This window comes from Bacteroidota bacterium (assembly GCA_008933805.1).
Classification (GTDB): Bacteria; Bacteroidota; Bacteroidia; order UBA8524; family UBA8524; genus SB11.
The window spans coordinates 65,951-79,022 of record WBUH01000009.1; the positions used below are offsets into that span (position 1 = coordinate 65,951).

The 13,072-nt window shown below is 40.4% G+C and carries 13 protein-coding genes; all 13 read left to right on the plus strand.

Features of this window, described 5'->3' with window-relative positions:
* The first annotated feature begins 56 nt into the window (after window positions 1-56).
* The 13 genes from rpmB (at window position 57) to F9K23_10265 (ending at window position 13,030) form a co-directional block, all read left to right on the plus strand.
* Window positions 57-290 carry a 50S ribosomal protein L28 gene (gene rpmB / locus F9K23_10205; GenBank protein KAB2915623.1) on the plus strand — a complete coding sequence of 78 codons (234 nt, stop codon included), beginning with the start codon at window positions 57-59 and terminating at the stop codon, window positions 288-290.
* A 13-nt stretch (window positions 291-303) separates the two neighbouring features.
* A complete protein-coding gene (gene rpmG / locus F9K23_10210) occupies window positions 304-486 on the plus strand; it encodes a 50S ribosomal protein L33 (protein ID KAB2915624.1) in 183 nt (60 codons plus the stop codon).
* A 24-nt stretch (window positions 487-510) separates the two neighbouring features.
* On the plus strand, window positions 511-660 hold the full coding sequence (locus tag F9K23_10215) for a DUF4295 domain-containing protein (protein ID KAB2915625.1): 150 nt from the start codon (window positions 511-513) through the stop codon (window positions 658-660).
* Between the two features lie 72 nt (window positions 661-732).
* The gene (ftsY, locus tag F9K23_10220; protein ID KAB2915626.1) at window positions 733-1,683 is read left to right on the plus strand and encodes a signal recognition particle-docking protein FtsY; all 951 of its coding nucleotides are present in this window, start codon (window positions 733-735) and stop codon (window positions 1,681-1,683) included.
* A gap of 27 nt (window positions 1,684-1,710) precedes the next feature.
* A complete protein-coding gene (locus F9K23_10225) occupies window positions 1,711-2,439 on the plus strand; it encodes a PorT family protein (protein ID KAB2915627.1) in 729 nt (242 codons plus the stop codon).
* A gap of 74 nt (window positions 2,440-2,513) precedes the next feature.
* Window positions 2,514-3,827, plus strand: coding sequence for a 30S ribosomal protein S12 methylthiotransferase RimO (gene rimO, locus F9K23_10230; GenBank protein KAB2915628.1), 1,314 nt, complete (start codon window positions 2,514-2,516; stop codon window positions 3,825-3,827).
* 17 nt (window positions 3,828-3,844) lie between these two features.
* The gene (gene bshC / locus F9K23_10235; GenBank protein KAB2915629.1) at window positions 3,845-5,458 is read left to right on the plus strand and encodes a bacillithiol biosynthesis cysteine-adding enzyme BshC; all 1,614 of its coding nucleotides are present in this window, start codon (window positions 3,845-3,847) and stop codon (window positions 5,456-5,458) included.
* 63 nt (window positions 5,459-5,521) lie between these two features.
* Complete coding sequence (gene gldL, locus F9K23_10240) at window positions 5,522-6,061, plus strand: gliding motility protein GldL (protein KAB2915630.1); 540 nt, start codon at window positions 5,522-5,524, stop codon at window positions 6,059-6,061.
* Window positions 6,062-6,072: 11 nt separating this feature from the next.
* Window positions 6,073-7,602: a hypothetical protein gene (locus F9K23_10245; protein KAB2915631.1), complete on the plus strand. Its 1,530-nt coding sequence runs from the start codon at window positions 6,073-6,075 to the stop codon at window positions 7,600-7,602.
* A 4-nt stretch (window positions 7,603-7,606) separates the two neighbouring features.
* Entirely contained in the window at window positions 7,607-9,781 is a 2,175-nt protein-coding gene (locus tag F9K23_10250) for a hypothetical protein (protein KAB2915632.1), read from the plus strand.
* Window positions 9,782-9,998: 217 nt separating this feature from the next.
* On the plus strand, window positions 9,999-11,537 hold the full coding sequence (locus F9K23_10255; protein KAB2915633.1) for an OmpA family protein: 1,539 nt from the start codon (window positions 9,999-10,001) through the stop codon (window positions 11,535-11,537).
* A gap of 99 nt (window positions 11,538-11,636) precedes the next feature.
* The gene (locus F9K23_10260; protein KAB2915634.1) at window positions 11,637-12,044 is read left to right on the plus strand and encodes an acyl-CoA thioesterase; all 408 of its coding nucleotides are present in this window, start codon (window positions 11,637-11,639) and stop codon (window positions 12,042-12,044) included.
* Window positions 12,044-13,030, plus strand: a complete 987-nt coding sequence (locus tag F9K23_10265) for a YihY/virulence factor BrkB family protein (GenBank protein KAB2915635.1) — start codon at window positions 12,044-12,046, stop codon at window positions 13,028-13,030. Before F9K23_10260 ends, F9K23_10265 begins: the two co-directional genes overlap by 1 nt.
* Window positions 13,031-13,072: the final 42 nt, after the last annotated feature.

The window sequence follows — 13,072 nt, forward strand, 5'->3', positions numbered from 1 at the left end:
GACTTGTTTGTTATCAGATAAAGTTCTACCTTTGCAATCCTTTTAACGAAAAGAAAATGGCACGCGTTTGTGATTTAACTGGCAAAAGAACCCTTGTAGGACACAATGTTTCTCACTCAAACAAAAAGACTATCAAGAGGTTTAGGCCCAACTTGCAGGTAAAGAAATTTTATATCCCCGAAGAGGATGAGTGGATTACTTTGAAAGTATCTACCTCAGCCATGCGTACAATTAGCAAAAACGGGATTACTGCCTGCCTTAACAAGTACATGAAAACTGGTAAGATTTAATTAGTTTACGAAGATGGCAAAAAGAGGTAACCGCATACAAGTAATAATGGAGTGTACCGAGCACAAAGAGAGCGGTATGCCCGGCACTTCTAGGTATATTACTACCAAGAACAAGAAAAACACTACTGAAAGGTTGGAGTTGAAAAAATTCAATCCTATCCTTAAGAAGTACACCGTACATAAAGAAATTAAGTAACCACTTATTAAATAATAGTAAAACATGGCTAAGAAGGTTGTTGCTACGCTGAAAACAGGAGAAGGTAAACAATGGGCAAAAGTTATTAAAACTGTTCGCTCACCTAAAACCGGCTCTTATACCTTTAAAGAAGAGATTATCCCTTCTGATCAGGTAAAAACTTACTTTAAATAAGAAATTTTTGTTCAAAAGTATAAGTTAACGAAGCTTCCTATAACTTAGGGGGCTTTTTTTATATATAAACCTATGGGAATATTCAGTTTCTTCAGCAAGGACAAAAAACAAAAGCTGGATGAAGGTCTTGAGAAAACCAAAACCGGACTTTTTGACAAAATAAGCAAAGCCTTGGTGGGTAGGTCTACCATTGGCGATGACTTTTTGGACGACCTTGAAGAAATTTTGGTGAGTTCTGACGTGGGTATTAATACCACGCTCAAAATAATCGACCGCATACAAAAGCGCGTTGCCAAAGATAAATACGTAGGAACGGGTGAACTAAACACCCTGCTAAAAGAAGAAATGGCCAACCTGCTACCCGAAGGCGATAACACCACGGGCGAATTGCAGATACCCGCAGGCAAAAAACCATATATAATTATGGTGGTGGGTGTGAATGGTGTAGGCAAAACCACTACCATCGGAAAGTTGGCTTTTCAGTTTAAGAAACAAGGCAAGAAAGTTTTATTAGGGGCAGGCGACACCTTTAGGGCTGCCGCTGTAGACCAGCTTACCATTTGGAGCAAAAGGGTAGGTGTGGATATTGTAGATAAAGGTATGAATGCCGACCCTGCCGCCGTAGCTTTTGAAACTGCCAAAGCAGCTGCAGAAGGAGGTTATGACGTAGCTATTATTGATACCGCAGGCCGCTTGCACAACAAAGTGAATTTGATGAACGAGCTTTCAAAAATTCGCCGTGTGGTACAAAAACATATTCCTGATGCACCCCACGAGGTATTGTTGGTATTGGATGCAAGTACCGGCCAGAATGCGTTTGAACAAGCCCGCCAGTTTACTGCTGTTACCGAAGTAAATGCCCTTGCACTTACCAAATTGGATGGCACAGCCAAAGGCGGTGTTGTAATAGGTATCAGCGATGAGTTTTCGGTACCCGTTAAATACATCGGTGTAGGTGAAGGCATGGAAGACTTACAGGTATTTAACAAACACGAGTTTATCGATTCGTTGTTTAAGTCATAGATTGCGATCTCTATCTTTGGCTTGGCTATGCGTAATCAAATAATTACCTTCTTTTTGTTGCTGATTTCATTTTCCACCTTTGCCCAAAAAAGGAAGTTGAGCGTGGAGTTGTTTTCTAATTATTCAGTGTACAATTTTTCTACGTCATTGCCCCCGTTACCCTCTCGTGATTTAAAAGGCAGGTTGGGCGGCGAAGCAGAAGTTCGGTATTACTATACCCCCAAAGAAAAGTATGCCTACTATATAGGGATAGGGTTTACTAAGTACAATTACACATCGGGTAAATACGATGTACATTACTCCGATCAAATTGTTCCCAAGAATGGATATGAATTACCTTCCTATAAAGGTCGTTTACCTATAGCCGTAAAACGTAATTACTCCTATAACTACATTAGTATTCCCATCGGGGTGCAATACGCGGTAAATAAGCGGTTATCAGTTTCGGCGGGTGTTAAAGTGTTGAGAATGTTGAGCGGTTATGGTTATTCTAAATATTATTACGCAACGCAGTGGAACCCCAAAAACAACTTCAATAAAAAAACATTTGATAACGAAGGTTATGCCAAGTGGTTGGTAAATGCTCATGTAGAGGCAGGTTACATACTTCCTGTACTCAAATACAACATAACATGGAAAGCGGCGTTTGATTATGCGCTGACGGATTACATTGATAAACAATACCCTGCTTTAAACCTATATCCCTATACATTCAGTGTCGGTGCTTCTTTGCCATTGTGCGTTTCTAAACAGTAAACAATGGTGCGGTAAGATGCCTGCTAATATTTGTATAAAGTGCAGCAGGCATTTGCTACTTTTGCAGTTTAATAATGCGCACTAAATCACACAAGCAAAACAAGATTAACATCGTAACACTGGGTTGTAGCAAAAACCTTGTGGATAGCGAAGTTTTATATAGCCAGCTAAAAGCCAATCAGTTTGAGGTTGAGCATGAATCGAAAAAAGACGACTCTAATATTATCATCGTAAACACTTGCGGTTTTATTGAAAACGCTAAGCAAGAAAGTATTGATACCATATTGCGATACGTTGATGAAAAAGAAGCCGGCAACATTGATAAATTGTACGTTACGGGTTGCCTTTCGCACCGTTACAAAGACGATTTGGAGCGCGAAATTCCTCAAGTAGATGCCTATTTCGGTACATTAGAACTGCCCAATATTCTTAAAACATTAGGGGCCGATTATAAACACGATTTAATTGGCGAACGCCTTATCACCACACCTCAGCACTACGCATATTTAAAAATATCAGAAGGGTGTAACCGTCCGTGCTCGTTTTGTGCCATACCGCTAATGCGCGGCCAGCACGTTTCAAAACCCATTGAGCAACTGGTTACTGAGGCTAAAAACCTTGTAAAGGCAGGCACCAAAGAGTTGATGCTGATTGCCCAAGACAGTACTTATTACGGACTTGATTTATACGGCGAGCGAAAATTGGCAGATTTATTGCGTAACCTAAGCGACGTTGAAGGATTGGAATGGATACGATTACACTATGCGTTTCCTTCGCAGTTTCCTTTAGACGCGCTGGATGTGATGGCCGAACGCGACAATATTTGCAAATACATAGATATCCCTTTGCAACACGCAACGGATAATATGTTGAAAATAATGCGTCGAGGCATTACCCGTCGCCGCACAGAAGAGGTGATAGACACCATCCGCCAAAAAGTACCCGGTATTGCTATCCGTACTACATTGTTGGTGGGGCATCCCGGAGAAACCGAAGCGGAGTTTAACCAGCTTACCGATTTTGTGCAGCAAATGAAGTTTGACCGTATGGGGGTATTTACCTACTCACACGAAGAGAACACCCATGCTCACAGCCTTACCGATGATATACCCCAAGAGGTAAAAGACGAAAGGGCAGAGGAGTTGATGGCCATCCAGCAAGAAATTTCATTAGAAAAGAACAAAGAAAAAGTAGGGAACACTTATAAAGTACTGTTTGACCGTGTGGAAGGCGGGTATTTTGTAGGTCGTACCGAGTTCGATTCTCCTGAAGTTGACAACGAAGTGTTGGTAGATAAAAAAGCAAACTATGCCCGTGTGGGTGATTTTGCCAATGTTACCATTAACACTGCCGAAGAATTTGATTTGTACGGTACTATCGTACAATAACCATAATATAAGCACCCATGCAATACATAGCCGCCCACGAAGAAAAACTGGGCCAATACTACCCTAAAGCTGTTTTTGATTATTTACAAAACGCAGCCGAACTAAAACCTTTTTATGAAACTTATCCCAACCTTGAGGGGTATGGTGAAATAATAAAAAACCGCAGGTTTTCATTTGAAAACCGAAAGGTGTTGCATAAGGTACTTACTACCCAATACGGTGATTTATTGCAACAGCCCAACGGAGCGGCAGTGCAAAAGAACATAGATGCCCTGCTTGACGATAATACATTTACAATAACCACAGGGCAGCAGATACACATTTACTTAGGCCCGCTTTACGTAGCGTACAAGATACTTACTACCATTGCCCGATGTTGTTGGCTGGAAGAGAATTTTAAAGGCCACAAATTTGTGCCCGTATTTTGGATGGCTACTGAAGACCATGATTTTGAAGAGATAAGCCACCTAAATTTATACAACAGGGAGTTTAAATGGCCGCAAACCGAAGGATTTGCAGGCGCAGTTGGCAGATTATCACCTGCAACTATTAACAACCTTGAAGCTGATATTGCAGCATTGGTACAAAACGATGAAGAAGCTAAAAAGCTGCTGGCAATGTTTACCGATGCGTATGCAAAATACCCTACACTTGCCGATGCAACCCGCGCAGTAACGCACCAATTATTCGGTCACACAGGTTTGGTGGTGATTGATGCCGATGATAAAGAGCTTAAGCAACAATTCATTCCTTACATAAAAGACGATATTTTTAAAGGTCAAAACGTGGGGGTAGTTAGCAAAACCAGCGAACAACTGGGACAGAACTACAAAACACAAATACATCCCCGCGATATAAATTTCTTTTACCTTACCGATAACAGCCGTACACGCATAGTGAAAGAAGAGAATACCTTTAAGGTATTAGACAGTGATGTTGTATTTGATGAAGCGGTATTGAGGAATGAAATTGTCACTAATCCCGAAAAATTCAGCCCCAACGTTATCATGCGACCTCTGTATCAGGAGGTGATTCTTCCCAACTTGGCGTATGTAGGCGGGCCAGCCGAAGTAAATTATTGGTTTCAGTTGAAAGAAATGTTCGGGATTAACGGGGTGCAATTTCCCATTTTAGAACTTCGCAAGTCGTTGATAGTGTTAAATGAGAAGACTGTGGAAAAAATTGCCTCCATCGGTTTTGCTCCCGTTGATTTCATGTCGGACGAAAAGGAATTGGAAGCCGCATTTTTAGCCGACAATACAGTTGAAAGTCTTGACTTGTCAGCACATTACAAAACAATTGCAACTGAATTAGAAACTATTAAAAGTGCCGCTTTGGGCATGGATGCTAACCTGAAACCTTTTATCGAAGGTGAATTTAAACGTATTACCGAAACGTTTGAAAAGCTGGATAATAAACTTGAAAAAGTGAGCAAACGCTCGGTAGAAGGGCAGTTGAAAGTAATAGAAACTGTTAAAACTAAATTTTTTAAACCCGGCGCGTTGTCAGAGCGCGTCGATACTATACTTTCTGTTCCTCAATTAAGTGATGAAAAGGTTATCGGAAACCTGATAAAAACCTTTAATCACGAAAATAAACCACTCATCATACTTTTGCCACCACTGGTATAATACCACACCCTAAGGCACATTCTATCTTATAAATTTGTTTGTACACAGGATAAGGTGTGTACGATGGAAAGAGTTAAGCCAAAGTTTGATTTTCTGAATTTTGTTTATGGCGTTGGAGCAGCCATTGTAATACTTGGCGCAATGGCCAAGTTTATGGATTGGAACTACGCCGATGAGATATTTATTATCGGGTTGGGAACCGAAGTATTGGTGTTTTTAATATCATCATTCAGGTTTACCAGCAAACCCAATAAATACAAATGGGAAAAGGTTTTTCCGGGCATCTTGGATGAAACCGAAGAAGATGTTCAGATATACGACCAAGTGGGATTGAATAACGAGATGGTGAAGCGCAACTCGGCTTATCTTGAAACGAAGTTGGAGCAGATGGAGCAAAACATCGACAAATTGAGCGACATATTCACCCAGTTAACGCGTTCAGTTGAAGGCATGAACACCAGCATAAAAAAACTGGAAGATGCCAACAACGGGTACGAACTGCAAATGAAAGAACTGAAACGCAACCTTGGCAGCATTAATGAGTTTTACAACGATTTTAATGAGGTAATGGTAATGCGCAATAAGAGGGTTGATAGTAAATAACTGCGGGGCGGATGTTTGGGAATACAAATAACCAGGTAAGGCAAAAGCTTATAAACCTGATGTACATTGTGTTTATAACGCTTGCATTTATCTATTTACCCTCGGAGTTTGTAGACTCAAGTAAATACACCGCTTTATCATTTGAGCAAGCCGGTAATGACTACCAAAGCAAGATTGATGAGGACATGGCTCGTTTAGATGAGCAGTTGTTTTTAAATACACCCTTAGCACAAGATTTTTATAACGTTATGGATGTTTCGGCAGCCATAGACCAAGCCATAGACCAAATAGATACAATGACTTTGCTGTTGCAAAATAGCGTAGGTGGTTATAATGCCAACCAATACCTTAACAGTTCTAAAAACTTTATGGTGTCAAACCGTATTTTGGTTAAAAGCACTCAGGCTATTCAGCTAAAAGAAAAGATAGAAACCATTAAACAAAAAATACACACCTACAACCTGTCAGCGTTAACCGCGGGACTGGATTCTGTTTTACCAACCGGTATGATATTAAAAGGTGCATCGGGTAAAGAGCGCAGTTGGGAAAGTTTTTTCTTTAGCAAAACGCCATTGGCCGTGGCTATTGCCAATTTGCATAAAATCCGTACCGACTTATTGTTTACCAAACACAAGCTGATAAAATACCTTGCGGGCAACCAAAGCCAAAACAAAAGCGGCAGGAGTATCAGCATATTATCAACCAATTCAATTGCGGTTGAGGTGTTGGCCACCAAAAACTTTATTGTAGGCGATAAAATTGCTTTCAGAGTTATTTTGCTGGATAGTGCAAGGGGGTACACAGGTGTTAAAAGCTATGTTAAATACCAAGGAAAGGTAGTAAAAGAGCTAAGCATCAGTCAAGATGGAGTGGTACGCTACACACCCAACAAAGCAGGCAAGTATGAGTTTTTAGTGGTAGATAGCATTAATACTGCATCACAAGATTTTGCGGTTACCAACCTTCGTACAGCGTTTTCAGAAAAAAACAGCCCTGAGATTTTGTACATGGGCGTTGATAACCCCATTAAAGTGCAGGCTACAGAATTTGAAAACAAAGACTTAGAGCTTGAAATTGACATGGGTGAGGTAATTCCTTTCGGTGGTAAATACTACTTACGATTTACCAAAGAAGGGTTGGCTCATTTAAAAATATATGCCTTGAATGAAGAGGGGAGATATTTAGTAACCCAACGTACTTACGAAGTAAAAAAACTACCCTCGCCGCAAGTAATGCTTGATGGCAGGGCAGGGGGTAATATCTCGCGTAAAATATTACAGGTACAGGATAAACTTACTGCTGCCTCAATAGCTTTACCCGGTGAAGAAGATGTATATAATATTTTGAGTTACGAGGTAGTGAAGGTGAACAACTACGGCAAAGAGTCAGTAGTTAATAAAGGCAGAGATTTTTCGTCAGAAAGCCGCAGATTGGTGCGCGATTTAAAAGCTGGCGATTTATTAATTATTGATAATGTGCGTATAGAGGCCACAGATGGTACTACCAAAGATGTTGCCCCTGTAGTATTTAGTGTAAAATAAATGTATGAATAAGGTAATAAAATATACCGTTTTATTGTTGTTTTTTGCCCCTGCGCTGTTTGCCGTGGGAGCACAAAACGATAGCTCGGCATTTATTACCCTTTCGGGAAATATATTCTCAGATAAAACCCTATCGGCAGGCCGTTACCTGATACAAAACAATTTGCGCGTAGCAAAAGATGCTACGCTTACCATTGAGGCCGGTAGTGAATTGGTGTTTAACCCCGGTTCCGAAATTGTAGTATTAGGCGGGTTAAAAGTAATAGGTCGCCCTAACGAATTTGTAAGTTTTTACAGCCTTAATAGCACTGATGAAGGCATGGGGATTAGCTTTGCGGGGCCCAATCCTGTGGCTGCTGTCCACATTGAGTATGCTGAGTTTAGCGGGCTGATACGCCCTTTAACGTTTGATAATAACTGGTACAGGTCATCAGTATTGATTAAGAATTGCCAGTTTAAAAACATCAATAACAACGATGCAGGAGTATTGGTGGGTAATGCAGAGCATTTAAAAAACACAGCCACCATACAGTTTGATTTTGAGGGTAACATATTTGCCGATAACCTAAGCTGCATCACTTTCAAAGCATTATCAGCCTATAACGTTCAATACAACTTTATCAACAACCTTATTGCTAACAATACGGTGTACGATTTTAAACCCCGCGCAAAAGACAATCCGCTGAACGGGGAAATGGACGCTGATGCTGAGAAAAAGCCGATTTCAATTAAAAACAATGTGTTTACGGGAAATTATATTTTCCATGAACACAGCGATACCGTATTGGACATGGCGGGAACAGGGTTTGACGGTACTGCGAAAGAGATTGATATTACCCAAAACTATTGGGGAAAAGAGGCTAATAGCGAGTGGGTGAATAAAAACACTTACGGGTTTCATAAAGATAAATTCGCACCTGAGTTAAAACATACGCCCTACCTTATAAAGCCCGCAGCAGAGGTAAAAGCATTCATCACACAAATTACATTAGATTCAGGCAAGAACGACCCGAATAAACCGGTAGTAGATTTTATTGGTAAAACAATCACATTGCAACTGTCTAAGCCTATTGCAAAAAACCAAAAACCGGTGTTGTTTGCGGCCTATTTAGATACTTCGTTGGGCAAGATATTTACACAACCCTTGTATGATTTCGACTTTACTTACAGTGCTGGTGCAACAGAAGCCAAACTATTGGTGAAGAAAGTTGCAGGCATTGAGCATGGGTTTTATTTAGTGTTTAGCGGGCTTAAAGACCAAGAAGGTTTTGAGTTGCCTGCTGCAAGCTTTGGTAAGTTTTACTTGAACAGGATTTTCGGGTTGTATAAAATGAACCGGAAAATTGATTTGGAGGTGTTTTATGCCAATGCATTTAAATGGAAAACCCCGCCACCCACCGAAGGTGTTATTGAAACAGTTGACCCTAAACTGAAAGAGCTGGAAAAAAGAGCCCACTCGTATGAACTGGGTTTAATGCTGGGCGTAACCAATTATTTTGGAGATTTAAGTACCAACGATTTTAACCGTGACGAGATAAACGATGCCTATGGTATCAGGTTCAGGTATAACTATTCGCGCAGAATATCATTCAGGGCAATGTTTAATTACGGGGCGTTGAGTGGCAACGACCGTTACTCGCCCAGCGAACTGCGCCGCGAACGTAACCTTAGTTTCAGGTCGCCGTTGTATGATTTTACCATACAGGCTGAATATCATTTAAGCCATTATATCTTTAGTGATAAAAACAGGTTTATTCCAAGTTTATCTACAGGTATTACCGTATTTCACTTTAATCCCAAGGCACAATACCAAGGCAAATGGTACAGTTTGCGAGATATAGGCACCGAGGGACAAACCAGCGGCAATGGAAAAAAATACAGACTTACACAGTTGGCCTTGCCCGTTGGTTTCAGCTTTAAAACCATGTTGGGCTACAACTTTATTGCAGAGCTGGAAGTAAACTTTGTAAAAACCTTTACCGATTACTTAGACGATGTGAGCGGTAAGTTTCCCAACATAGCTAAAGTACAAGCCGCCAATTCGGGTACCGACCCTGATGCAGTATCACACCTTATAGACCCTTCGGGAGGCAGATTTACAGAGGGGGCCAGAAGAGGTAAACCCGAGAATAAAGATTGGTATTTATTATTGGGAATCTCGCTTTCGTACAGGTTTTAAACAATTGCACAAGGGCTGTTTAAAAAAATATACAGATCATAAATAACCATTACTTTTTATAAACTTTGGGCAAATTGTTTTACAAAACCCTTGCTAATATTGGTTTTATAAAAATAATACTTAACTTTATACACTTTAAAACGGGTGCCTAAAAGCAAAACGGGTACTTTGTGTATCATTGTTGGTTAATAAGTTAAGCAGGTTTAATACATTAATAATGGTAGTATTGGTAAAAAGTTTTTTAAATCGTTGTATGAAAACAATCTTTAAAGTAACGTTGGTTTCCGGTCTTTTGCTGCTGGGTGCAACTGTTGCGAATGCACAAAGCAAGAAGAGCTCAAGCCAAAACTCTAAACAAAAAACATCGTTACGTTTTTTACAAAACAAAGATGCCAAGAATTTTGTGGTGGGTTTTCAAGCAGGTACTTCATTTTTTCACGGCGATGCCGACAAACTGAAACCCGGTATTTCAGTAGGTGGTAACCTAAGGTATAACTTCTCTCACGTATTAGGCATTCGCCTTTTGGCAAACTATGCCAGCGTACGCTCAGAAGTTGAAAAACCAACCCAGTTTAATTTCCGCTATTACGATTTAAATTCACGCATACTTGAATACCAATTGCAAGGTGTGCTAACCCTTGGTAACATTTCATTTTTCCGCAAAAAATGGAATTGGAACATATACACAGCTGCCGGTATCGGGCAAGTAATAATGAGCAGCAAATCAGAGTTTGAATATACTTCAGCTCCTGCCGGACAAACCTCTAGTTTACAATACGACCGTACCCATATTTGTTTCACCTATGGTTTAGGTGTTAAGCGTAACATCACAAAATCAATTGATTTAGGTATTGAATATGGTATGCGTTGGGTACGTACAGACTCAATGGATATTTTGAACGCTCCTATTCACCCTAACCGTCGTTTCGATTCATACTCATTCCCTCAAATAGTATTAAACATTAAAATAGGTAAAAAAGGCCAAGAACACTTGGATTGGATTAACCCTATTACCAGTGTTTATGAAGAGATATCTAAGTTAGAAGATAAACTGGATAAACTTGATAAAGATAGCGATGGCGACGGTGTTGCTGACCGCTTTGACAAAGAAGAAAACACACCTGCCGGCGCTAAAGTATGGGGTAGTGGTGAAGCTGTTGACTTAGATGCTGACGGTGTACCCGATGTAAACGACCAAGAGCCTAACACACCTCCGGGTGCTAAGGTAGATGCCAATACAGGTATTGCCGAAGACGAAGATAGCGACGGTGTTCCCGATATTTTAGATTTGTCTCCAAGCACACCTTCAGAATTTTTGGTAAACCACCAAGGTATACCCATTATGAACAAGGCATTGGCCGACCAAATCGTAAACAACCAAGGTGATAACATTTCAGCCGGTATGGGCGGCGGTGGCGGTGTAAGTTTCTTACCTGCTATCTTCTTTGCCACCAACGTGGATGAGCCTTATCCAACCCACCTTCCTGATTTGCAAAACGTGGCGTTGGCAATGAAAAACAACCCTAACATTAAATTAGAAGTGATTGGTAATGCCGATATGCGCAGCAGCGACGAGTACAACCTTCGTTTGGCACAACGCCGCGCTGATAATGTTAAAAAACTATTGGTTGATTTTGGTGTAGACCCATCAAGGTTGATAACCAAAACCAATGGTGAGCGTCAGCCTATTACCAAAGGAACCGGTGCTATGCACTTGCAAGCAAACCGCCGTGTTCAGTTCTTTGTAGTGAAGTAATCTTATACTAACGATAGTTTACAAACGCCCCTATATGGGGCGTTTTTGTTATATACAGGTTAGGGAGTCAATGCCGTTAATTAAGTATTATTGCAGTGAATGTTTGTAGCTGAGACTAAAATACGGGTACGGTATGCCGAAACCGACCAAATGGGATATGTGCATCATGGCAACTATGCCATGTATTTTGAGTTGGCCCGTGTGGATGCGATTGAAAAGATTGGAATTACATACAAAGGACTTGAGGCAAGCGGTATTGCAATGCCTGTAGCCCATATGAGCATTGATTTTAAACGTCCTGCTTTTTTTGATGAAACCCTTACTGTTAAAACAATAATACGTCAACTGCCTACCAGTAAGTTTATAACAGAATACGAAGTATATAATGATACCGAGCTGATAACAAAAGCAAGCATTATATTAGTATTTATGAACTTGGCCACCCGCAGGCCGGTACGTTGTCCGCAAGAAATTATGAATGGGTTGTTGCCTTATTTTAGTGACTGATGGAAAAAATTCACTTATGGTTGTTGAGCAAAGTGCCGCCCTACAAAGCACTGATGGACCTGCTGAAAAAATTAACTTTTCCGGGGTTACAAGGCTTGCGCATTTATACCGTACTATCCTTTTTTATTAAGGGGCTTAGTAATTCAGACATCAACACCCGTGCTTCGGCCATAGCCTTCAACTTCTTTTTGGCATTGTTTCCCGCTGCTATCTTCTTCTTTACCTTGATAGCGTATTTGCCATTAAAAGACTTTGAAGACGAGATTTTCAAGTTTATACAAAACATTACCCCATACAATGCTTTTGAGGCCATAAAAAGCACCCTTAGCGATATTTTGCAAAAGCGTCAAGGGGGGCTGTTGTCACTGGGTTTTGTGTTGGCATTGTACTTTAGCACCAACGGTGTAAACTCGCTGATTGAAGCCTTTAATACCTATACGGATGCCATTGAAACCCGCAGTGCATGGAGGCAAAAATTGGCAGCATTGTGGCTTACCGTTTACACAGCCTTATTGGTGATAATAAGTATTATCCTTACCACGGTGGGCACAGTAGTACTAGATTTCTTAAACGATAAGAATTTGTTCGGCGATTCGCTGGAGTACTACTTGTTGTTGTTTGTAAAATGGTTCTTAACCATATTGTTTTTGTATTGTCTTATATCGGGTTTGTTTTATTACGGCCCTGCAAAAAAACGCAAATGGAAGTTTTTTAACGTAGGTTCTACCCTTGCAACAGTGCTATCATTAGTCACAACCTATGGATTTATGTTCTATGTTAACAATTTTAATTCATACAATAAACTGTATGGTTCTATAGGGACTTTGATAGTAATTATGCTGCTTATTTTCTTCAATTCGATGGTGTTACTAATTGGTTTTGAGTTAAATGTGAGTATTGATAGGGCGTTGGAACATAAGCTAACCACGGAGCAACTTACCCCCAAGAATTTGGAGAATACGTTTAAAGACAAGCGGTATAGCTAAAAATATTTTTGCTGAGGGCTTGACATGAAAGGTAAAAAGTAT